Genomic DNA, 21,893 nt, shown 5'->3' with positions numbered 1-21,893 from the left:
AAGACCTCCGTGATGTTTCCCACCGATTTGATCGATCATTTTTGTGCAGGGGTCACGCGAAGTCTTCTCCCGAGCCGCCCCGGAGCCGGAAATCCAGCGCCGTACAGCGTCTGCCTGCGGAAACCGTGCGGACGGCCTGGCCGATCGCCTTACGGGACCCGACCAGGACGACGAGCTTCTTGGCGCGTGTCACGGCCGTGTAGAGCAGGTTGCGCTGGAGCATCATCCAGGCGCTGTTGGTGACGGGGATGACGACGGCCGGATACTCGCTGCCCTGGGAGCGGTGGATCGTCATGGCGTAGGCGTGGGACAGCTCGTCCAGCTCGTCGAAGTCGTAGGGGATCTCCTCGTCCTCGTCGGTGCGGACGGTGAGCTTCTGTTCGTCCACGTCCAGGGCGGTGACGACGCCGACCGTGCCGTTGAAGACGCCGTTCTCGCCCTTGTCGTAGTTGTTGCGGATCTGGGTGACCTTGTCGCCGACCCGGAAGACGCGGCCGCCGAACCGCTTCTCGGGGAGGTCGGGGCGGCCCGGGGTGATGGCCTGCTGGAGCAGCCCGTTCAGATTCCCCGCACCCGCCGGGCCTCGGTGCATCGGGGCGAGAACCTGCACGTCACGGCGGGGGTCGAGGCCGAACTTTGCCGGGATGCGGCGGGCCGCCACATCCACGGCGAGCTTGCCCGCGTCCTCGGTCTCGTCCTCCACGAAGAGGAAGAAGTCGCTCAGCCCCTCGGTGAGCGGCTGCTGCCCGGCGTTGATCCGGTGGGCGTTCGTCACGACACCGGACTGCTGGGCCTGACGGAAGATCCGGGTGAGCCGGACGGCCGGGACCGGGCTCCCTTCCGCGAGCAGGTCACTCAGCACCTCCCCCGCCCCGACCGAGGGCAGCTGGTCGACATCGCCCACGAGGAGGAGGTGGGCACCGGGTGCCACCGCCTTCACGAGCTTGTTGGCGAGGAGCAGATCGAGCATCGACGCCTCGTCCACGACGACCAGATCGGCGTCCAGCGGACGGTCACGGTCGTACGCCGCGTCCCCTCCCGGCTTCAGTTCGAGGAGCCGGTGCACGGTGGACGCCTCGGCCCCCGTCAGCTCCGCCAGCCGCTTGGCGGCCCGCCCGGTGGGCGCGGCCAGCACGACCTTCGCCCGCTTGGCCCGTGCCAGCTCGACGATGGACCGTACGGTGAACGACTTCCCGCAGCCGGGTCCGCCGGTCAGGACGGCCACCTTCCGGCTGAGCGCGAGCCGTACGGCCTCCTCCTGCTCGGGCGCGAGCGTGGCCCCCGTACGCGTCGCGAGCCAGGCCAGCGCCTTCTCCCAGTCCACGTCCTGGAAGGCCGCCATCCGGTCCTCCCCGGTCCGCAGCAGCCGCCGCACCTGCCCGGCGAGGGAGAGCTCGGCCCGGTGGAACGGCACCAGATAGACGGCGGTGATCGGCTCACCGCCCTCCGGGGACGGCACCTTCTCCCGTACGACACCTTCCGGATCGGCGGCGAGCTCGGCCAGGCACTCGATGACGAGCCCGGTGTCGACCTGGAGGAGCTTGACCCCGTCCGCGATGAGCCGCTCCTCGGGGAGGTAGCAGTGCCCCTGGTCGGAGGACTGGGAAAGGGCGTACTGCAGGCCGGCCTTGACCCGCTCGGGGCTGTCGTGCGGGATGCCGACCGCCTGGGCGATCTTGTCGGCGGTGAGGAACCCGATGCCCCACACGTCGGCGGCCAGCCGGTAGGGCTGGTTCTTCACGACGGAGATCGAGGCGTCCTCGTACTTCTTGTAGATGCGGACGGCGATGGAGGTGGAGACGCCGACGCCCTGGAGGAAGACCATGACCTCCTTGATCGCCTTCTGCTCCTCCCACGCGGCCGCGATCATCTTCGTGCGCTTGGGGCCGAGGCCGGGGACCTCCACGAGCCGCTTCGGTTCGTTCTCGATGATGTCGAGGGTGTCGACGCCGAAGTGGGTGGTGATCCGGTCGGCCATCACCGGCCCGATGCCCTTGATCAGCCCGGAGCCGAGATAGCGGCGGATGCCCTGGATGGTGGCGGGCAGGACGGTGGTGTAGTTCTCGACGGTGAACTGCTTGCCGTACTGCGAGTGCGAGCCCCAACGGCCCTCCATCCGCAGCGACTCACCGACCTGCGCGCCGAGCAGCGCACCGACCACCGTGAGGAGATCGCCGGCGCCGCGCCCGGTGTCGACGCGGGCGACCGTGTACCCGTTCTCCTCGTTGGCGTACGTGATCCTCTCCAGGACCCCTTCGATGACGGCCATGTTGGACATGACCCGACGCTACCGGGTGCCACTGACAGTGCGGTTCGCAGCCCGGAAGGCCGCCTACTCGGCGGGCCCGCCGTCCCGGTACTCGTTGTCGAGCAGGGTGTCCATGGTCGAGCTCAGATGACCGATGAAGTCCTCGAACCGCTGGATCTCCTGCGGTGAGTACGCGGCCATCACCTCCGCCATCCGTTCCGCGTACGGGCCGAAGAACGCCTCGGCGCGCGGCCGGATGTCGGGGCTGCTGCGCAGCGTGACGACCCGGCGGTCGGTGCTCTCACGGGTGCGGACGATGTGCCCGGCCTGTTCGAGCCGCTTGAGGAGGATGGCCGTCGCGCCGGAGGAGAGCGAGACGCGCTCACTGAGGCGGGCGGGCGAGAGGGGTGTGCCCTTGTCCTCGGCGTACAGGATCTCCACCAGGGCCACGGCGTCGGTGGAGTGCAGCCCGAGCCAGGTCGCGAAACGGCGCGTGAACTCGGTGTAGTTGGCTCCGAACGCACGCAGGCCGTCCATGAGGTGGTCGACGCGGGTCGCGTCGTCGCTGCCGCCGTCCCTGTCGGCTCCCGCATCGGCGTTGGCCATGGCTCTGTCCACCCTCTCTCCCGCTCCCGGTCTCGCTTTGACAACCTACCGTGCGCATTTTACCTTTACCGCAAAGCTATTTACCTTTGCGGTAAAGCAAAAATAGGGAGTCGAAGCGCCATGCCCGAACCTTCCGCACCTTCCGAACCTTCCGCACCTTCCGAGCCCGCGGAAACCCCTCCCTCGGTACGCCAATGGCTCGGCCTCGTCGCCGTGGCCCTGGGCGTCGCGCTGATCGTCGTGGACATCACGATCGTCAACGTGATCCTCGCGCCGATCATCGAGGACCTCTCCATCGGCTCGTCCGAGGCCCAGTGGATCCAGGAGTCGTACGCGATCACCTTCGCGGCCCTCCTCCTGGTCACCGGACGCCTCAGCGACCTCTACGGCGCGCGCAGGATCTTCCTGCTGGGCCTCGTCGTGTTCGGCGCGACGAGCATGCTGGCCGCCCTCGCACCCAGCGGCGGACTGCTGATCCTCGCCCGGTTCGCCCAGGGCATCGGCGGGGCGATGATCCTGCCCACCTCCCTGGCCCTGCTGAACGCCATGTTCTCCGGCCGCGCCCGTGGCCAGGCGTTCGCCGTCTGGGGCTCGACCATCGGAGCGGCGGCGGCCGTGGGCCCGCTGCTGGGCGGCCGGCTCGCGGACTTCTCCTGGCGCTGGGCCTTCGGCATCAACATCCCGCTCGTCGCGCTGATCGTGGCGGGCGGGCTGCTGTATCTGGACGTGTCGCCGCGCACCCGGGGCCGTATCGACGGCGTCGGAGCCGCGCTGTCGGCGGCCGGCCTCGGCCTGCTCGCGTACGCCCTCATCGAGGGCCGCTCGCACGGCTGGCTGATGACGACGGAGCCGCTGGAGATCGGGGGCTTCTCGTGGAGCGACGGCCCCTCACCGGTGCTGGTGGCCTTCCTCGCCTCCGCCCTGGCCCTGGGGGCGTTCTGGCGGCGGCAGGCGGCGCTCGGCCGGTCGGGCGGCGAGCCGCTGATGGACGTCGGCCTCTTCTCCATCCGCTCGTTCCGCAACGGCAACTTCGTCACGCTGATGGTGGGGCTCGGCGAGTTCGGCATCATCGCGGTGCTGCCGCTCTGGCTGCAGTTCGCCCTCGGCTACAGCGCGTTCCAGGCGGGCCTGGCCCTGGTCGCCCTCGCCGCGGGCAGCTTCGCCGCCTCCGGAGCGAGCTTCCCCATGTCGGCCACGGTCCCGGCCCTCGCCCAGGTACGGATCGGCCTGGTCCTGGAGGCAGCGGGGCTGGCGATGCTGGCGCTGATCGCCTCGACGGACAGCGCCTGGTGGCTGATCGCGATCGCGCTGTTCGTGTACGGGGTGGGGGTCGGCTTCGCCACGGCGCAGGTCACCAACATCGTGCTGGTGGACGTCCCGTCCCGTAGCGCCGGCCAGGGCTCGGGCATCCAGAGCGCGGCGCGTGAACTCGGCTCGGCGCTGGGCATCGCGCTCCTCACGACCCTCTTCTTCAGCACGCTGGCGTCCGGCATGACCGACCGCCTCACCCGGGAGGGAGTGGCCGCCGAGGAGGCGGAGCGGCTGGGCGATGTCGTCACGGAGAGCGCCGGTTCGGTGATCGGTGCCTTCGCGGAGGACCCGCGTACGGCGTCGGCGGCGGAGGCGGCGCGCGAGGCGATGGCGGTGGGGGTGCAGGTCTCCGGGTACGTCTGCGCGGGGCTGCTGCTCCTGGCGCTGGCGGCGACGCTGTTCATGTCGCCGAAGGCCCCCAAGGGTGACCGGGCGGAGGAGGAACGGAGGGAGCGGCAGGGGGTGGACGGCCCGGCCCGGTGAACAACTCACTCGTCCCCCGGGCCCGGCCCGGTGAACAACTCGCTCGTACGTCCCCCTCCCCCGCCCCCATCATGAGCGCATGGCCCTGAACGACACCCTGGCCCGCGTGGACGCGGACCTCGCCGCCGGACGCATACCGGTGGCGAGGCAGCGCCTGCGCGGGCTGGTCTCCTCCTACCCGCACGAGCCCGCACCGCGCCGCCGCCTGGCCGAGGTCTACCGCCTGTACGGGGATGCGGCGGAGGCCGGCCGCTGGATGTACCTGGAGGAGGACCGCTCACCGGAGGAGACGGCGGCCTTCGAGGAGCGGTACGCCAACGCCGTACGCCTGATGCGGGCCGTTGCCTGGCGAGGCACGGAGTCGGACGCGCCGACACCGTTCGCCGCCGGGCAGTTGGCTGCCGTACGGGAGGCCGCCTCGGAGACCCTGGGGCGGCCGGTCACGTGGGACGGGCTGGTGGAGGTGAAGGGGGACGCGCGGGAGAGCGGGCGGCTGGCCGATGCCTTGGCGGGCGGCGGGTGTCTGCTGCTGACCGTTGTCTTCCTGGGGATCTGGGTCTACGGGCTGGTCTCGCTGTTCGACTGAGGCTGGGACTCGGACTCGGACTGGGACTGGGGCGCTTCGTGCTGAGAGAGCGCCGCCTCCAATCGGGACCCCCTGCTCTCCGCGATCCGCTGGACCTGCTCCAGAGACTCTTTCAACCGACTGGCCAGGAAGTGGATTTGCGGCGCGGTGGCGCCGGGCTCGACCAGCAGACCGTCGGCGTGCCCGAGCAGCTCGTAAGCCATGTCGAGCTGGATCTCCTCCACCTCGTCGGCCCTCCGCGACACGTATCCGGTGCCGTCCCCCAAGACGTAGCAGGGCTTGCCACCCGTACCCGTCCACGGCAGCAGCCGCGCGACGGAGGCATCCCGCCCACCGACCACCCTCATGCGACGGCCTCGCTTCCAAGGGCGTGACGAAGGCCCGGGGATGGTGGCAGCGGGTTCGGGGGCCGGGCGGTGGTGTGTTGCATGGGGGGCCTGCTTTCTTGCGCTTCGGACGGATGAGGTTCGCTTCTTTCCGTAGCGAACCCATCACAGAGTGGGGTCGCGAGTGGCTACGCTGCTAGGGGGTCGGGCATGACGGCAGGCTGGTCAGATCGAGGAGTTGGGCGCGCATGAGGGTGAACGGACGGCCGCGTACAGCACGGCAGAAGTACGGGGAGGAGCTGAAGCTCCGACGCCTGGCCGCCCGGATGACGCAGGAGGCGCTGGCGCGGGAAGTGGTCTGCTCACCGACGCTCATCAGCCACTACGAGGCGGGGCGGCGGCTGCCGAGCCCGGACGACGCACGGCGGATCGACCGGGCACTGGGGACGGACGGGTTCTTCGAGCGGTGGCTGCAGGACCTGGAGACCAAGTACACCGACCATTTCGCGGCGGTGGCAGAGCTGGAGCTGCAAGCAGTGCTCATCCAGCAGTTCGCGCTGACGCTCGTGCCCGGCCTGCTGCAAACGAACGACTACGCACGTGCCCTGTTCCAGGCATACCGCCCCAACCATCGCCGGGAGGAGGTTGACCAGGATGTCGTCATCCGAACGGAGCGCGCCCGAGTCCTGGACGGCCCGATGAATCCGGTGCTGTGGACCCTGCTGGACGAGGCGGTGCTGCGGCGGCGGGTCGGCGGCCCGCAAGTGATGGCCAGGCAGCTGCGGAAGATCGCGGATATGGCCGAGGCGGGACGCCTGCGGCTACACGTGCTGCCGTTCGAGGCCGGGGCTCACTCCCTCCAGCAGAGCCTGTTGACGCTGATGAACTTCGCGGACTCTGCTCCGGTGGCGTACGTCGAGGGCTTCCAGACCGGCAACTTGATGGACGATCCGCGCTTGGTGGCGTCCAGCCGCACGGCCTACGATCTCGCTCTGAGCGATGCGTTGTCGCACCAGGAGTCGGTGGCCCGCGTGCGGGCCGCAGCGGAGGAGCACGAACATGGGCAGCAGTAGGCGGAGCGTTGCAGACGCATCCACGCTCACGGGCTGGTTCAAGTCCAGCTACAGCGGCGGAGACCAGGGCGAGTGCCTTGAGGTCGCCCGCGGTTACGCCACTGTCCCCGTACGCGACAGCAAGACCCCCGCCGGCCCCGCGCTCGCCCTCTCCCCCCAGGGCTGGACCCGGTTCGTCACCGCCGTCAAGCATGGCGAGCTCTCCGCCTGACGTACGACGACCCTCCAGCGGCCCCGTCACGGTCACCGACCTGACGGGGCCGTTGTCATGCCCCATTACCCGACTACTCAAACTTGACTAGGGTCGGGGTCATGACTGAGAAGACCATCCCGCTACTGCCTTGCCGGACGGAACTGATCCAGTCCGTGGTCGACTTCTACACAGCCCTGGGCTTCGAGACGACGCACCTGCAGAAGGGCCCGTACGTGTACGCGGTGGTCGAGCGCGGAGCCGTCGAGATCCAGCTGTACGGCATGAAGGAGTACGACCCCGCCGCATCGCACTCCAGCTGCTACGTGCTCACCGACGACGTCGACGGCCTGCACACCGCGTTCCGCGCGGGCCTCAAGGCGGCGTACGGGCGCATTCCGACGCGCGGGCTGCCGCGGATCGGGCCGCTGAAGGACATGTCGTACGGGGTACGGCAGTTCCTGACGACCGACCCGACCGGGAACACCATTCGGGTGGGGCAGGTGATCAGCGGCGACAGCGCCGAGGAGGCCTCCTCCGCGCCGAAGGAGACCTTCGCCCGCGCCCTGCACATGGCGGACCTGTTCGCGGACTCCAAGCAGGACTATCCGGGGGCGGCCAGGATCATCGACCGGGTCCTGAATCTGGAGGGCGAGCAGCCGACCCCGGTGCAGCGGGTCCAACTGCTCGTAATGCGCGGGGACATCGCGCAGCGGGTCGGGGATGCGGAGGCGGCCCGCGCCTGGCTGGAGGCGGCGGGGGCGGTCCAACTCAGCGCCGAGGAGCGGGAGACGGCTCGCGATGCCCTGGCCCGGCTGGGTGATCTGCGGGGGTGAGCCGGGGGGCGGCGGGGTCAGGTCATGGTGACGACCGAGTACCGGTCCGCCGCCGAGCTGTCCCACGCGGTCTGGACCCGGCAGCGGACCGGCTGGCCGGTCGCGGTCAGTCCGTTGGCCGCGATGGCGCCCGACGGGTCGCTCAGGGTGCTGAACAGGCCCCCGGCGGGACCGGCCCCGCCCCGGGTGAATCCGAGCGTGGCCGGCGCCACGGTGGTGGGATAGAACGCTGCGTCACCCGTGATCGTGTATGTGCCCCGGGTGGTGTCCTTGCGTTTCCGTCCCGGGATGATGGAGGCGAGGGAGAAGGTGTCCTCCCCTCCGTCGGAGACGTTGCCCTGTGCGTCGACGAGCCACAGCTCCCAGTAGCGTCCGACGGTCGCGAACACGTCCGACGCCTTGGCCGTGACGTAGGAGTCGATGTTCGCGGCGGGCAGGGCCGTCCATGCCGAGCCGTCCCACTGCTCCACGGCGAAGACCCGGTTGATCTCCTGGATGATCAGCCCTTGCTGGGGCGGGTTGACGCTCAGCTGCCGCCTGCGTTCGAAGTAGCCGCACTCGCCTTCCTGCTCGTCCGCCGGCAGGTTGGTGAGGGCCGCCTGTGACGCCACGGTGGCGGGGGCACGCTGGACCGCCGGGTGCGAGTGGCCCGCCGATTTCGATGCGGCGCGCTGTACGGGGGCGAAGCCCGGGACGAGGTGTTCCGCCGAGGCCTCCGCCTCGGCGGGCAGGGGCCGGCTCAGGGCCGCCGTGGCGTTCGCCTCGGCCGCGCGCTCGAAGCGGTCCGAGGGGTCCGAGACGCGCAGCCCCGATCCGGTGTCGGTACCGGCCACCGGGCCCTGGCGCTGCTGGATCACGTGGGTGAGTTCGTGCGCGAGGGTGTGCTTGTCCGTGCCGCCCCGGCCGAGCACCACGTGGTCGCCCGAGGTGTAGGCGCGGGCGCCGATCTCGGAGGCGGACCGGGCGGCCGAGGCGCCGTCGTGGATGCGTACGGAGTCGAATGTCCCGCCCAGGCGCATCTCCATCTCCGTGCGCACCGGTTCGTCCAGTGGTCGCCCCGGGGAGCGCAGCACGTCGTGCACGCTGGAACGCTGTACGGGTGCGGCCTCGGACCCCGTACCCGTGGCGGTGTCCTGGTGGCCGCAGGAGGGATCGTGGACGTGCCGCTCCTGCTCGATCATCCGGGCGACCGCCGCGTTGCCGATGGAGCGCTGGAGGGCGTCAGCCGTTGCCGGAGTCAGGGGCATGTCGGCCCGGACCTCGTGATCCGTCACGGACGGGAGACGGCCGGTCCTGCTGTCGGGCGCCTTGGACGGCGACGCCTCTTCGTTGCGCGGGTCATGCGTCCTACCGTGCACAAGCCTCTCCTGCCCGTCGCGGCACCCGCACCACCCGCGGCTGCCCGAAATCCAGCTCTATCAGGCTCACTTGCGGTGGTGAAGGGCTGCGAGTGCAGACCCGAGGGCACCCACGGGCGCCCTCGTGGACGTGCACGCCCGGCCGCCCACTGCCCTGCCCGGGCGGGTCCGGCCGGACAGACGGGTCGTCTACAGGTCAAGTACCGCCCAGACCCGTCGGCCGTCCTCCGCAGTGTCCGTTCCGCAGGACACCGCGCCCAGCCGGGTCAGTTCCGGCAGCACCGCATCATCGGCAGCCTCGCGCACCGGCTGGTGGGAGAGAGCCACGATCAGCGCCTGCCGGCCTTGGTCCGCGAGGTGGACGGACACCTTGCGGCCGCCGTCGGCCACCGCTGTGCGCACCAGCAGCTCCGTCAACTCCCCCGCAGCTCGGTCCACTTCTCGGTAGCCCCACTCGTGCAAGCGATGGAGTACGTGGGCCGATGCCTTCTTGGGCGACCAGGAGGCGGCCTCCAACGGCCAGTTCGCGGACCGCCGGTTCCGAACCAGCATCTGGGCACGCGCCGTGGCCGCAAGGCTCGTCTCCGGGCGGGGCGGGGAGATCGGGCGCTTGGGCGGGGGTGGGGTCTTCGGCGGATGGTCCGGGGTGTGATCCGACACGATGGCTCCCAGGATCGGCGCGGACATCCAGCGTAGGGCCGGGTGTTGTGGCCCATGGCTGCGATCGGCCATTCCTTCACCCGTACAGATCGGTGCTGTCCAGCGCCGTGTTCGGCGGGCGGTCGGAACACCGGATGACCGGCTGATCCACACCGGACCGGGGAGACGCGCGCGTCGGCCTACGTGGCGGCTGGTGCTAGCCGATGCGGGCGGCTCACTCGGCATCGGGCGGCCCATCTCAGGAGGACAGTTTTCGCTCTGTCACCATGTAAGGGTGAGAGACGCGCCCGTAGGTCAAGGAATGACAAAGACCCTATAAACGCGCAGGTCAGAAAGAGTGGTCCCCGCGCAGGCGGGGGTGTTCCGGAGCTCCCGGCCGAGGGCGGGGACGCGCTCGGGTGGTCCCCGCGCAGGCGGGGGTGTTCCGAGCTGAGTCGGGGGGTGGGTGCCGTTCTTCCCGTGGTCCCCGCGCAGGCGGGGGTGTTCCGGTGCCGGGGTCCAGGGCGGCCAGGAGCGGGAGGGGCGGGGGTGTTCCGGGAACGCGGCGCTTACCAGCTGCCCCCGGACACACGGCGGCCCCCACCAGCCGGTGGGGGCCGCTTTGCTCCCGCACACCCTCGGCCAGTTCGTACTTGAGCCGGTGATGCCGGTCCGTCTCCACAGCGGGCGACGGCGTCTTCCTCATCAGCTGCCAAGCGGTGTTCGTATTCGCCGGTATCTGCTGCATCAACTGTTTCCAGCCAACAGCCGCGCACCGGTTGGCGAACTTGATGTGGTACTCACACTTGGCCGGCGGGGGAGGCACGTCATCGTTCTTGCCTAAGCTCACTCATCCTCCGACGGGGACATGGGTACGTCTCCGAAGTCGCCCTCCCCGTGATCCTGGGTGAGGGTGGCATGCAGCTCGGGGTCGGCGTAGATCTCCGCCGTGTGCTTCCAAGCCGCGATCACCGTGGTGATCGGGGCCAGGCTACCGAGAGAGGTGCTGGCCCGAGCGGTTTCCACGAACTCCAGCAGGAACTCCTGGACGGCTTTCTGCGGGAGGAAACGAACCCAGGGGAACGCCTCGGGGAATACGCGGGTCAGGAGCTCTACGGCGGCGGGGCTCTCCTTGAGGAGAGCAACGAACATGCGGGTGGTGGACTCGACGACCTGGACGGCCTGGTCGGCTCGCGCGGCGGTGGTGAGGTACAGGTCCTCTTCGTCGCGGCGGTGGAGCAGAAGGCCGCGGCGGGCGTTGACCTGCATGCGCGCGACGGTGTCCTTGGGCTTTTGGATGAGCTCCGAGAAGTTCGCTTCTGCAGGCATTGTGGTCATGACTTGGAAGGTACTTCAAAGGTCTACCGTTGTCCACAGTTATCCCAGATTGGCACATTGGGTACACCAGCCAGATGGGTACCTGACCTGCCTAGACAGCCAAAACAGCGACGGGGCCCAAAAGAGTCACCCTGTGGACAAGCGCACCCAGAACCGCTTCGCCGGGTGACAAACCGGGCACCACGGCGACGACCGCAACCCGTCCTCGTCCTCCCGATCCCGCCGGCGGGTGACCTCACCACAGTCGGGATCACCGCACTGCGGCACCCGCTCCCACTCCTGCGGTCGACTATCGCGAGTCCGGCTCCGCAAGGCGACGCATCCGGGTCGAGAGCGTCGCGGGCGGCAGCCCGTTCGCGTTCAGCGGCAATCGCCCGGTCCCGCTCCTTCCATATGCTCTGGCTGACGAGCCGCAGCATCCCCCCGGGGTTACTGGCCAGCAGGCCCTCCCTGTGCCTCCGGTCGGAAAGCGGCTGGAAGCGCGAGATCAGGAGATCCAGCCGACTGGCCTGCCTGGAGGACGCGTTCAGGGGTCGTGGTCAGTTGCGGACGCCCTTCGGCGTCCTCAGGCAGACGGGGTCAGCCTCTTAGCCGTGCTGCAGTGGCTCGTCCTCGTGTGCCGCCACAGTTGAACGACCGTCAGCCCGAGCAAAGCGGTGAACGCCACCAGGAGGACCGCCGTGATCCCCGTCTGCCGGCCGGCCCCGTCGCGGTCGAGCTGCAGGACCAGTCCCAGCAGGGAGAGCACCATCCCGCCGGTGTACACCGAGCGGACGCGGCGCAGTTGACGTACAGCGCGAGGGGCGAGAGCTACACGCTTCATGAAGGCCATGTGCGACGGATACCCCGGGGGCGCTCAGGCAGTCGCCATCGTCGCCCGGTTCGAACGAAGGGTGCCGTGCCCTGTTTCAGGCCGGCTTGCGCCATACGGAGATGTGCTTGGCCGAGTCCTGCGTGAACGGCGCCCCGTCCCAGTCCGCGACACGGCGTTCCAGCTCCAGGCCGGCGATCCTCGCCATCAGGTCCAGCTCCGCCGGCCAGGCGTACCGGTGACGGGAGTTGGCCCGGCGGTAGCGGCCGTCGTCGCCGTCACGGGTGAAGTGGTGGGACACGAGCATCTGCTCGACCAGGTCGACGGTGTCGAAGCCGAGATGCCGCTCGGAGACGTCGAACGGCACCGCCGTCTGGCCGGGCGGCAGAAACCGTAGCGGCGGCATGAGCAGCTCGATGACGAATCGGCCCCCGGGCTCCAGATGGCGTGCGGCGTTGCGGAAGCAGTCGACCTGCTCGTCCTGGGTGAGCAGGTTCGAGATGGTGTTGTAGACGAGGTAGACCAGGGTGAAGCCGCCGGGGACGACCGTGGTCGCCATGTCCCCGATGGTCACCGGGAGCGTGTCCTCGTCGGCCTTGCGGCGCAGCACCGCCGCCATGTGCTCGGACAGTTCGATGCCCACCACCGGTACGCCGCGTTCCCGGAGCGGAACGCCCACGCGTCCGGTCCCGATGGCGAACTCCAGGGCCCGGCCGTCCCCCGCCAGCTCGGCGAGGAAGGCCAGAGCTGGGCCGAGAGCGGTGGCCGAGGAGTTCTCGGCCTCCTCGGCGTCGTAGCGGTCGGCGGTCGCACGGGTCCACAGTTCGCTGCTCGTCATGGACGGCCACCCTGCCGGGCGCCGAGGGCGCTGTCGACGCAATTAGTCGAAGGGGAAGGGAGCCTGGGCCTGTGGGAGTGGGCCGAGCGGGGACGGGGTAATTCGCTGGTCCGTCTCCCGTTCCCGTTGTTACCGTGCTCGCACCTCCGTCGCGGTGCCGACCGCGGGTGACCTCTGGGCCGTGCGCCCTGGAAAGCAGTGATGTATGCCCCGGCCAGTGATTCCGAGCCTCCCTCGTCGCGCCTGTGGCGCCGGGGCGACCGGGCCTGACCGCCGCATGGGCAGCCGTCCTTCCACCGACTGCTGACGCACCACGCACCCACGGCCTCCGGCCCTTCTCCACGCCTCCGACGCGAGGGGTGCTCGGTACTTCCCTGCTGCTTTGTTCCTCACCTTCGGCAAGGAGTATCCGGGTGTCACACGACAACCCCCAGCACCGCTCAGCCATGTCCTCGCTGGACACCTTCACCTGCGTCCGCTGCGGCCTGACCGTCGCCGCGTCCGCGCCCGACGGCGGCCGGCGCAACCACTGCCCCAGCTGCCTGCACTCCCAGCACCTCGTCGACCACGTCGAGGGCGGCCCATCCGACTGCGAGGGCCGGATGACACCCATCTCCATCGCGGTGCTCCGCACCGGTGACTGGATGGTCGTCCATCGCTGCGTCCGTTGCGACGAGCTGACCTCGAACCCGGTCCGCGGGGACGACAACCAGCTGATCCTGATGCGGATGGCCGTGCGGCCACTGGCCCAGCCGCCCTTCCCGCTCGAAGCGTTCGGTGACCTGTGACGCGGCGCGGAGCCCGGACGGCCGGGCGGCGCCCCCAGCGGGCGAAGGACGTACTGCACGGGCCTGCCGGGACGCGCGGCGACGCGTTCCGGTGCGTCGGCTGCCGGCTCGACGTGTCCGTGGTCGCGCCGGGCACCGCCCACCGCAACCACTGCCCGTCCTGCCTCGTCAGCCTGCACGTGGACCGGCGGGTGCCGGGAGACCGGGCGGCGGGGTGCGGCGGGCGGATGACGGCGCTGAGCCTGTCGGTGCGGGCGGACGGCGAGTGGATGCTCATCCACCACTGTCTGACGTGCGGCGAACTGAGCGCCAACCGCATCGCGGGCGACGACAACGCGCTAGCCCTGATCCGGCTGGCGCTGCGGCCGCTCGCGGACGCCGGTATCCCGGCGCGGGTCCTGCTCGCGCTGTGAACAGGCGGGCGCGATGAGGTGGGCGTGATCGGGGGCCGTCCGGTGACCGCCGGGCGGCCTCTGGCCCCCTGACCCATGGGGCGTTCCCCGCCCCCGGGCCATGGTCCGTCGCCCCAAGAAGCGGAATGGGGCCCGGCCTCGCGGCCGGACCCCCCTCGCTTTCCCCCCGTCGGGCCTTCCCGTTCCCCCCGGACCCCTCCCCGGAAGTCCCGACGCCATGTGTGACCCGGGAGGGTACGTAAAGGTTGCAGCCCTTTACGATCTCTTTACTTTTGGTTTCGAGCAGGGCTCTCAGCAGGCATGTTGCACATAGCGCTCCGCCACCTCGGCCAGCACTTCCGCCCCGTCACGGGCCCAGAGCGCCTCGTTGAAGATCTCCACCTCGATCGGGCCGTCGTACCCGGCGGACTCCACCTGGCTACGGAACGAGCGGAAGTCCACGCTTCCGTCGCCCAGTTGGCCCCGGCCCAGCAGCACGCCCGCCGGAAGTGGGGTGATCCAGTCGGCCAGTTGGAAGGCGTGGATGCGGCCGCCCGCCCCTGCGCGGGCGATCTCGGCGGGGGCCCGGTCATCCCACCAGACGTGGTACGTGTCGACGACCACCCCTACCCGCTCGGCCGGGAAGCGTTCCGCGATGTCCAGGGCCTGGGCCAGGGTCGAGACCACGCAGCGGTCCGACGCGAACATCGGGTGCAGCGGTTCGATCGCCAGGCGTACACCGCGCTCCGCCGCGTACGGGGCCAGTTCGGCCAGTGCGTCGGCCACCCGCTCCCGCGCCCCGTACAGGTCACGGCTGCCGGGCGGGAGGCCGCCGGAGACCAGGACCAGGGTGTCCGTGTTCAGGGCCGCCGCCTCGTCCACCGCCCGGCGGTTGTCGTCCAGGGCGCGGGCCCGTTCGGTGGGGTCCAGGGCGGTGAAGAAGCCGCCCCGGCAGAGGCTGGTGACGGTGAGCCCGGCGTCGGCGAGGAGCCTTGCCGTGCGCTCGACGCCGTACGCCTGGACGGGCGCCCGCCACAGGCCCACCTGGCCGATGCCCGCCTTGACGCAGCCCTCCGTCAGAGCGGGGAGCGACCACTGCTTGATCGTCTCCTGGTTGATCGAGAGGCGGGAGAGGGGGGAGAAAGGGGTGGTCATGCTGCTCCTCCGTTGGTCGCCAGGAGCGCTCGCATACGGTGTGCCGCCAGGTCCGGGTCCGGGAACAGGCCCAGGCCGTCAGCCAGTTCGTACGCCTTCGCCAGGTGCGGCAGCGAGCGTGCCGACTGCAGGCCGCCCGCCATCGTGAAGTGGCTCTGGTGGCCGGCCAGCCAGGCCAGGAACACCACGCCCGTCTTGTAGAAGCGGGTCGGCGGCCGGAAGAGGTGGCGGGAGAGTTCGACCGTCGGGTCGAGCAGGGCGCGGAAGCCTGTCACGTCCCCCGTGTCCAGCACCCGTACCGCATGTGCCGCCAAGGGGCCCAGCGGGTCGAAGATGCCCAACAGCGCGTGACTGAAGCCCCGTTCGTCCCCCGCGATCAGCTCCGGGTAGTTGAAGTCGTCGCCCGTGTAGCAGCGCACCCCGCCCGGGAGGCGGCGGCGTACATCGATCTCGCGTGCCGCGTCCAGGAGGGAGATCTTGATGCCGTCCACCTTGTCCGGGTGTTCGGCGATGACCTTCAGGAACGTGTCCGTCGCCTCGTCCAGGTCGGTGCTGCCCCAGTAGCCCTCCAGCGCCGGATCGAACATCGGGCCCAGCCAGTGCAGGATCACCGGCTCCGATGCCTGGCGCAGGAGGTGCGCGTACGTGGCGAGGTAGTCCTCCGGGCCCTTCGCCGCCTTCACCAGTGCGCGGGACGCCATCAGGATCGGCTGTACGCCGTTCTCCTCGGCGAGGGCGAGTTGCTCCTCGTACGCTGCGCGGACCTCGGCGAGGGTCGGTTCGGTGGTCTGCGGCAGCTGGTCCGTGCCCACTCCGCAAGCGATCCTCCCGCCCACCGCCTTCGCCTCCACCGCCGAGCGGCGGATCAGTTCGGCCGCGCCCGCCCAGTCCAGGCCCATGCCCCGCTGTGCCGTGTCCATCGCCTCCGCGACGCCCAGGCCGTGCGACCAGAGGTGGCGGCGGAAGGCGAGCGTGGACTCCCAGTCGACGGCCGCCGGGTCGTCCGGGCTGATGTCCGCGTAGGGGTCCGCCACCACATGGGCCGCCGAGAAGACCGTACGGGAGGTGGGCGGGAGCCCGGTGGGGGGCAGGTCCAGCGGGGTGGCGCGGGGGGTGTACGGGCCCTGGGGCAGGGGGACGGCCGCCGTCACAGCGTCAGCTCCGGGACCTCGAAGCGGCGGCCCTCCGCCGACGACTTCAGTCCCAGCTCGGCGAGTTGGACGCCCCGCGCGCCGGCCAGCAGGTCCCACGTGTACGGCTCGTCCAGTGCCACATGGCGCAGGAACAGCTCCCACTGCGCCTTGAAGCCGTTGTCGAACTCCTGGTTGTCCGGGATCTCCTGCCACTGGTTGCGGAACGGTTCCGTGACCGGGAGGTCCGGGTTCCAGACCGGCTTGGGGGTTGCGGACCGGTGCTGTACGCGGCAGTTGCGCAGGCCCGCCACGGCGGAGCCGTGCGTACCGTCCACCTGGAACTCGACCAGCTCGTCGCGGTTGACCCGGACCGTCCAGGAGGAGTTGATCTGCGCGACCGCCCCGCCCGCCAGCTGGAAGATCCCGTACGCCGCGTCGTCGGCGGTCGCCTCGTACGGCTTGCCGTGCTCGTCCCAGCGCCGCGGAACGTGCGTCTGCACATGGGCCGTTACGGAGGTGACCTGGCCGAACAGCTCGTGGAGCACGTACTCCCAGTGCGGGAACATGTCCACGACGATGCCGCCGCCGTCCTCCGCGCGGTAGTTCCACGAGGGGCGCTGGGCCTCCTGCCAGTCACCCTCGAAGACCCAGTAGCCGAACTCCCCGCGGACGGAGAGGATTTCGCCGAAGAAGCCGCCGTCGATCAGGCGCTTCAGCTTCAGCAGGCCCGGGAGGAATATCTTGTCCTGGACCACGCCGTGCTTGATGCCGGCGTCCCGGGCGAGGCGGGCCAGGTCGAGGGCGCCCTCGACGTCCGTGGCCGTGGGCTTCTCGGTGTAGATGTGCTTGCCCGCCGCGATGGCCTTCTTGATCGCCTCCACCCGGGCCGAGGTGACCTGGGCGTCGAAGTAGATGTCGATCGTGTCGTCCGCGAGCACCGCGTCCAGGTCCGTCGACCACTCGGTCAGGCCGTGCCGGGCCGCCAGCTCCTCCAGGGCGTGGGCGCGGCGGCCGACGAGGACGGGCTCGGGCCAGAGCACCTCGCCGTCACCGAGGTCCAGGCCGCCCTGTTCGCGGATCGCGAGGATCGAACGCACCAGATGCTGCCGGTATCCCATGCGACCCGTGACGCCGTTCATGGCGATGCGCACTGTCCTGCGTGTCACGAAGTTCCCTCCATACAGCCGTAGCAAGCGCTTTCTATACGAGATGACGCTAGCCTGCCGACAGCGGCCGGACAAGAGGTGGCCGCCCGGTACCTCACGGAGGACAGCGATGACAGTCACCCTGGCGGACGTGGCGGCTCGCGCCCGGGTGTCCCCGGCCACCGTCTCCCGCGTGCTGAACGGCAACTACCCGGTCGCCGCGTCGACCCGGGAGCGGGTCCTGCGCGCGGTGGACGACCTGGACTACGTGCTCAACGGGCCCGCCAGCTCGCTCGCGGCCGCCACGTCGGACCTGGTCGGCATCCTGGTCAACGACATCGCCGACCCCTTCTTCGGGATCATGGCCGGGGCCGCGCAGACCCAGATCGGCGGGCCCGGGGACGGCTCCGGGCGGGCGGGCGGCGAGAAGCTGGCCGTCATCTGCAACACCGGCGGCTCCCCCGAGCGCGAGCTCACCTATCTCACCCTCCTCCAGCGCCAGCGCGCCGCCGCCGTCGTGCTCACCGGCGGGGCGGTCGAGTACCCGGCGCACCAGGCCGCGATGGCCGCGAAGCTGGCCAAGCTCGCCGACGCCGGCACCCGGATCGTCTTCTGCGGGCGTCCCCCGCTGCCCGAGGGGGACGCGCTCGTCGCCGCGCTCGCCTTCGACAACCGGGGCGGCGGCCGACGCCTCACCGAGCACCTCATCGCCCTCGGCCACCGCCGGATCGGGTACGTCGCCGGGCCCCCCGAGCGCACCACCACCCGGCACCGGCTGGAGGGCCACCGCGAGGCCCTGCGGGGCGCGGGGCTCGACACGGACCCGGCGGACGAGGAGCGGCTCACCGTGCACGGGCCCTACGACCGGCGCTCCGGGTACGAGGCCACCCTCGAAATACTGCGCCGGGAGCCGGGCGTGACCGCCGTCGTCGCCGCCAACGACACCGTGGCGCTGGGCGCCTGCGCCGCCGTGCGGGACCAGGGGCTGCGCATCCCCCAGGACATCTCGGTGGCGGGCTTCGACGACCTGCCGTTCTCGGTGGACGCCGTACCCGCTCTGACGACCGTACGGCTGCCGCTCTTCGAGGCGGGCGCGCGGGCGGGGCGGCTCGCCATGGGCAAGGAGAACCCGCCGCCCGGCGGTATCGCCACCATCGCGGCCGAGCTGATGATCCGGGGGTCGACGGCTCCGCCCCGGGTGGGCTGAGGCCCCAACTGCGGGCCGGGGGACGAAAGATGGGGGCAACTCCCCCATGTGCCCCAGCACCCTCCCCCGACAGGATGGTCGCGGGCGGTCCGGTGGGCCGCTCCCGACCTGGGAGGTGCGGTGGAGAAGGAACTGATCGGCAGCGGCGGTACGGGGGCTGCTGCCCGGATCGCTCTCCCGGGCACGGACGGGGTCACCGGGCCGGCCGGGGGCATCGGCACGAACACGCCCGCCGGGATCACCGGCATCAACACGCCCGGCGCGATCACCGGCGCGAATGCCTCCACCGCCTCCGCCGGGTTCACCGGCACGTTCCGGGCCGCCCCCGGAAGCGCCAGGACGGATGGGGTCGCCCCCGCGTCCGGCCTCACAGCCACCGGCCCGGCAGCCACCGCCGGGTCCCCCGGAGCGCCCCGTACGAACGGGACGGGCCGGACCACCGGCGCGGGCGGACCGCACACCGCCGTCGGCACCACCAGCAGTGTCGCCGGTACCGGCCCCTGGTGGCTTCCCGGGGTCGTCGGGGAGCTGCCCATGGGGGAGCCCGACTGGGTCTCCTTCGTCCGGGACGTCATCGCCGACGCACCGCCCGAGGCCGTCATCGCCGAGCGGGACCACCCGGGGCTGACCGGGTTCGCCCTCGTCGTGGCCCCGTTCGCCGAGCGGGCCGCCGGGCGGCTGCTGACCTCGCCGTCGAACAACGCCGTACGGGCCGGGACCGCCGTCGGGCTCGCCCCCGTACTGGAGGACTTCCGGTCCCATCTGACCCGGCGGCTCGCCCGGCTCGCGGCCCGGACGCTCGTGCTGGAGCTGCACAAGGCGCGGCGGGCGGGGCGGCTGGCCGGGGACGGGCCCGAGGCGCGGTTCCGGGACTTCCTGCGGCTGACGGCGGCGCGCGACGGGCTCGCGGCCTTCCTCACCGCCTATCCCGTACTGGCCCGCATCCTGGCCCGCACGAGCCTGGCCGCGGCGGACGCCCTCACGGAGATGCTCGGCAGGCTCGCCGACGACCGGGAGCTGCTGGACGCCTCCGGTGTGCTGGGCGACCGGGCGCCGGGGGCCGCGCCGGGAGCGCCCGCCGCCGGGCGGGGGCCGAGGGCCCTGACCGGGGTCGAGGCCGGTGCGGGCGACAGCCACCGCGGGGGCCGCTCGGTGATGATCCTGCGGTTCACCGACGGCAGCCGGCTCGTCTACAAGCCGCGCCCACTCGCGGCGCACCGGCACTTCAACACCCTGGTGGAATGGTTCGGTTCGCTGCCCGGGGCGCCGTCCCTGCGGGCGCTGCGGGTGCTGGACCGGGGTGACTACGGGTGGGTGGAGTTCGTCGAGGAGCGGCCCTGCTCGTCCACGGCGGAGACCCATCTCTTCTACCGGCGCCAGGGCGCGCTGCTGGCCCTGCTCCACCTGCTGGACGGGACCGATCTGCACCAGGAGAACCTGATCGCCTGCGGGCCGCACCCGGTCCTGGTGGATGTGGAGACCCTGTTCCATCCGCCGCTCTCCCAGGCGCACTCCGCCGACCCCGCCGCCCGGGCCCTGCACGACTCGGTGCACCGGGTGGGGCTGCTGCCCCAACTGCTGGTCGGGGACTCGGCCGCGCTCGACGTCTCCGCCATCGGGGGCGGCCGGGCCGCCGCCTCCCCCATCGAGACCGCCGACTGGGCGGACGCGGGCAGGGACACCATGCGGCTGGTACGGCGCTCCGCGCGGTTCACCGAGTCCGCCAACCGGCCCCGGCTGCAAGGGGTTCCGGCCGATCCGTCCGCGTACACCGACTCCCTCTGCGAGGGCTTCCGGGCCGGCTACACCTCCATCAGCGACTACCGCGACGAACTGCTCGGCAGGCGGGGCCTGTTGACGGACTTCGCGCAGGACGAGGTACGGGTCGTGCCCCGGCCGACCTGGACCTACACCACGCTGCTCGACGAGTCGACCCACCCCGACCTGATGCGGGACGCGGCCGAACGCCACCAGGTCCTCTCCCTGCTGCGCACCCCCACCCTGGGCGTGCCCGCGCTGCCCGGTCTGGAGGACGAGGAGATCGAGGAGCTGTGGGCCGGTGACGTGCCGGTCTTCCTGACCCGTCCCGGCTCCACGGACCTGTGGAGCGGCACCGGGCGCGCGGTGCCGGTGGCGCCGGGGCCCACCGGGCTGGCCCGGGTCGAGGAGAAGGTGCGGGCCATGGACACGGTGGACCGCCAGGACCAGGAACGGATCATCCGGGCCGCCATGGTGTCCACCTCGTCCGAGCCGCCGCACCGGGCGGAGGGCGGCGCACGGGCCCGGACGGCCGCGACGGCCCCGGAGCCGGAGCAACTCCTGTCCGCCGCACGGTCGGTGGGCGATCAGCTCGTCTCCCTCGCCTACCGGCACAAGGAGCGCACCAACTGGATCGGCCTGGAGCTGCTCGGCGAGCGCTACTGGCGGCTCGCGCCGATGGCGGCCGACCTCGCGAGCGGCTACACCGGCCCCGCGCTCTTCCTCGCCCAGCTGGCCGCCCTCACCGGCGCCGAGCGGTACGCCGAGACGGCCCGCGAGGCGCTGGCCCCGGTGCCCGGACTGCTGGACGCGCTGCACGGCCGGGTCGACGACCTCATGGTGCTGGGTTCGGGGGCCTTCGCGGGTCTCGGCGGCATCGCGTACGCCCTGGCCGAGGTGGGTTCGCTGCTCGGCGACCGTGCGGTGCTCGACCTGGCGGGCCCGGCCACCCGGCTGGCCTGCGCGGCGAGCGCGGCCGAGGACGGGTACGGGGTGCGCGGCGGGGCGGCCGGCGGGCTGGTCTCCCTGCTCGCGGTGCACCGCACCACCGGCCGGGCCGAGGCCTGGCGGGGTGCCGAGCGCTGTGCCGAGCGGATCTCCATCGCCCCGCTCCCGGTGGCCGGGGGCTTCGCGGAGGGGGCCGCGGGGATCGGCTGGGCGCTGCTGCGCTTCGCCGCGGCGGGGGGCGGTGAGCAGTACCGTACGGCGGGGCTGCGGGCCCTGCGCCGGGCGGCCGTCGAGGTGACCGGGGGCCGGGCCTGGTGCGAGGGGGCCGCCGGGGTGGCCCTCGCGATCGCGGACAGCCCGGACGCGCTGGCCGACCCCGACCTGTCCGGCTGGCTGGCGGAGCAGGCCGGTGAGCTGGCGGACTCCGCCCCGCTCGCCGACGACAGCCTCTGCCACGGCGAGCTCGGGCTGCTGGAGCTGCTCGGCCACGGCGCCCTGACCGGTGACCGCACCCCGTGGGTGCGCCGGGCCGGGACCCTGCTGGCCGCCGCCGACCGGGAGGGGCCGCGCTGCGGAACCCCCGGACACGTACCGCACCCGGGGCTGCTCACCGGCCTCTCGGGGGTAGGGCACGGACTGCTGCGGGCGGGATTCCCCGACCGGATCGGCTCCGCGCTGTTGCTCAATCCGTCCGCAGGGGCCGCGTGATCCGTCAGCCTGCGGC

The 21,893-nt window shown here is 71.4% G+C and carries 20 protein-coding genes; 9 read left to right on the top strand and 11 right to left on the bottom strand.

Going from position 1 to position 21,893, the window contains the following annotated elements; all coding sequences use genetic code 11:
- Nucleotides 1–52: 52 nt before the first annotated feature.
- Both recD2 and IE264_RS01635 read right to left on the bottom strand, forming a co-directional pair.
- Nucleotides 53–2,278, bottom strand: a complete 2,226-nt coding sequence (gene recD2 / locus IE264_RS01640) for an SF1B family DNA helicase RecD2 (protein ID WP_032758555.1) — start codon at nt 2,276–2,278, stop codon at nt 53–55.
- 54 nt (nt 2,279–2,332) lie between these two features.
- On the bottom strand, nt 2,333–2,854 hold the full coding sequence (locus IE264_RS01635) for a MarR family winged helix-turn-helix transcriptional regulator (protein ID WP_032758554.1): 522 nt from the start codon (nt 2,852–2,854) through the stop codon (nt 2,333–2,335).
- A 120-nt stretch (nt 2,855–2,974) separates the two neighbouring features.
- Here IE264_RS01635 and IE264_RS01630 point away from each other — a divergent pair, with 120 nt between their 5' ends.
- Both IE264_RS01630 and IE264_RS01625 read left to right on the top strand, forming a co-directional pair.
- On the top strand, nt 2,975–4,648 hold the full coding sequence (locus IE264_RS01630; protein WP_032758553.1) for an MFS transporter: 1,674 nt from the start codon (nt 2,975–2,977) through the stop codon (nt 4,646–4,648).
- 79 nt (nt 4,649–4,727) lie between these two features.
- Complete coding sequence (locus tag IE264_RS01625) at nt 4,728–5,234, top strand: DUF6584 family protein (protein ID WP_032758552.1); 507 nt, start codon at nt 4,728–4,730, stop codon at nt 5,232–5,234.
- On the opposite strand, the gene IE264_RS01620 is transcribed toward IE264_RS01625, so the two are convergent.
- The gene (locus tag IE264_RS01620; RefSeq protein WP_032758551.1) at nt 5,207–5,581 is read right to left on the bottom strand and encodes a hypothetical protein; all 375 of its coding nucleotides are present in this window, start codon (nt 5,579–5,581) and stop codon (nt 5,207–5,209) included. The two genes, IE264_RS01625 and IE264_RS01620, sit on opposite strands and share 28 nt — an antisense overlap.
- A gap of 227 nt (nt 5,582–5,808) precedes the next feature.
- On the opposite strand from IE264_RS01620, the gene IE264_RS01615 reads away from it, so the two are divergent.
- The 3 genes from IE264_RS01615 to IE264_RS01605 all read left to right on the top strand — a co-directional run bounded on the left by IE264_RS01615 (nt 5,809) and on the right by IE264_RS01605 (nt 7,659).
- Entirely contained in the window at nt 5,809–6,633 is an 825-nt protein-coding gene (locus tag IE264_RS01615) for a helix-turn-helix domain-containing protein (RefSeq protein WP_032758550.1), read from the top strand.
- Entirely contained in the window at nt 6,620–6,844 is a 225-nt protein-coding gene (locus IE264_RS01610) for a DUF397 domain-containing protein (protein WP_032758549.1), read from the top strand. The genes IE264_RS01615 and IE264_RS01610 overlap by 14 nt, the downstream gene beginning before the upstream one ends.
- A 101-nt stretch (nt 6,845–6,945) precedes the next feature.
- Nucleotides 6,946–7,659 (top strand): bleomycin resistance protein, encoded by a 714-nt coding sequence (locus IE264_RS01605; RefSeq protein ID WP_032758548.1) that lies wholly within the window; start codon nt 6,946–6,948, stop codon nt 7,657–7,659.
- A 17-nt stretch (nt 7,660–7,676) separates the two neighbouring features.
- Here the strand turns inward: IE264_RS01605 and IE264_RS01600 are convergent, their stop codons facing one another.
- From IE264_RS01600 to IE264_RS01580, 5 genes are all read right to left on the bottom strand, one after another.
- Nucleotides 7,677–8,906: an eCIS core domain-containing protein gene (locus tag IE264_RS01600; RefSeq protein WP_229887342.1), complete on the bottom strand. Its 1,230-nt coding sequence runs from the start codon at nt 8,904–8,906 to the stop codon at nt 7,677–7,679.
- Between the two features lie 300 nt (nt 8,907–9,206).
- Nucleotides 9,207–9,677 (bottom strand): hypothetical protein, encoded by a 471-nt coding sequence (locus IE264_RS01595; RefSeq protein ID WP_229887339.1) that lies wholly within the window; start codon nt 9,675–9,677, stop codon nt 9,207–9,209.
- An 825-nt stretch (nt 9,678–10,502) separates the two neighbouring features.
- Complete coding sequence (locus tag IE264_RS01590) at nt 10,503–10,994, bottom strand: hypothetical protein (protein ID WP_032758544.1); 492 nt, start codon at nt 10,992–10,994, stop codon at nt 10,503–10,505.
- A gap of 565 nt (nt 10,995–11,559) precedes the next feature.
- Complete coding sequence (locus tag IE264_RS01585; RefSeq protein WP_032758543.1) at nt 11,560–11,826, bottom strand: hypothetical protein; 267 nt, start codon at nt 11,824–11,826, stop codon at nt 11,560–11,562.
- A 76-nt stretch (nt 11,827–11,902) separates the two neighbouring features.
- Nucleotides 11,903–12,643: a class I SAM-dependent DNA methyltransferase gene (locus IE264_RS01580; protein WP_032758542.1), complete on the bottom strand. Its 741-nt coding sequence runs from the start codon at nt 12,641–12,643 to the stop codon at nt 11,903–11,905.
- Nucleotides 12,644–13,089: 446 nt separating this feature from the next.
- Here IE264_RS01580 and IE264_RS01575 point away from each other — a divergent pair, with 446 nt between their 5' ends.
- Nucleotides 13,090–13,431: an RNHCP domain-containing protein gene (locus tag IE264_RS01575; protein ID WP_032758577.1), complete on the top strand. Its 342-nt coding sequence runs from the start codon at nt 13,090–13,092 to the stop codon at nt 13,429–13,431.
- Complete coding sequence (locus tag IE264_RS01570) at nt 13,428–13,844, top strand: RNHCP domain-containing protein (protein ID WP_032758541.1); 417 nt, start codon at nt 13,428–13,430, stop codon at nt 13,842–13,844. Before IE264_RS01575 ends, IE264_RS01570 begins: the two co-directional genes overlap by 4 nt.
- 291 nt (nt 13,845–14,135) lie before the next feature.
- Here IE264_RS01570 and IE264_RS01565 read toward each other — a convergent pair whose 3' ends face one another.
- Genes IE264_RS01565 through IE264_RS01555 form a run of 3 tightly spaced genes read right to left on the bottom strand, consistent with a single transcriptional unit; the run spans nt 14,136 to nt 17,277 of the window.
- The gene (locus IE264_RS01565; RefSeq protein ID WP_032758540.1) at nt 14,136–14,978 is read right to left on the bottom strand and encodes a sugar phosphate isomerase/epimerase family protein; all 843 of its coding nucleotides are present in this window, start codon (nt 14,976–14,978) and stop codon (nt 14,136–14,138) included.
- Complete coding sequence (locus IE264_RS01560) at nt 14,975–16,129, bottom strand: dihydrodipicolinate synthase family protein (protein ID WP_032758539.1); 1,155 nt, start codon at nt 16,127–16,129, stop codon at nt 14,975–14,977. Before IE264_RS01560 ends, IE264_RS01565 begins: the two co-directional genes overlap by 4 nt.
- Nucleotides 16,126–17,277 (bottom strand): Gfo/Idh/MocA family protein, encoded by a 1,152-nt coding sequence (locus tag IE264_RS01555; RefSeq protein WP_032758538.1) that lies wholly within the window; start codon nt 17,275–17,277, stop codon nt 16,126–16,128. Before IE264_RS01555 ends, IE264_RS01560 begins: the two co-directional genes overlap by 4 nt.
- A 109-nt stretch (nt 17,278–17,386) precedes the next feature.
- Between IE264_RS01555 and IE264_RS01550 the strand changes: the two genes are divergently transcribed.
- Together IE264_RS01550 and IE264_RS01545 are read left to right on the top strand one after the other, a co-directional pair.
- Nucleotides 17,387–18,463, top strand: coding sequence for a LacI family DNA-binding transcriptional regulator (locus tag IE264_RS01550; protein ID WP_032758537.1), 1,077 nt, complete (start codon nt 17,387–17,389; stop codon nt 18,461–18,463).
- A gap of 120 nt (nt 18,464–18,583) precedes the next feature.
- Nucleotides 18,584–21,877 carry a type 2 lanthipeptide synthetase LanM family protein gene (locus IE264_RS01545; protein ID WP_032758536.1) on the top strand — a complete coding sequence of 1,098 codons (3,294 nt, stop codon included), beginning with the start codon at nt 18,584–18,586 and terminating at the stop codon, nt 21,875–21,877.
- The last annotated feature ends 16 nt before the right edge of the window (nt 21,878–21,893 follow it).

This window comes from Streptomyces microflavus (assembly GCF_014650075.1).
In the GTDB taxonomy this organism is placed as follows: Bacteria; Actinomycetota; Actinomycetes; order Streptomycetales; family Streptomycetaceae; genus Streptomyces; species Streptomyces microflavus.
Note: the sequence above shows the minus strand (reverse complement) of the source record. Positions and strands in the feature narration are given on the sequence as shown.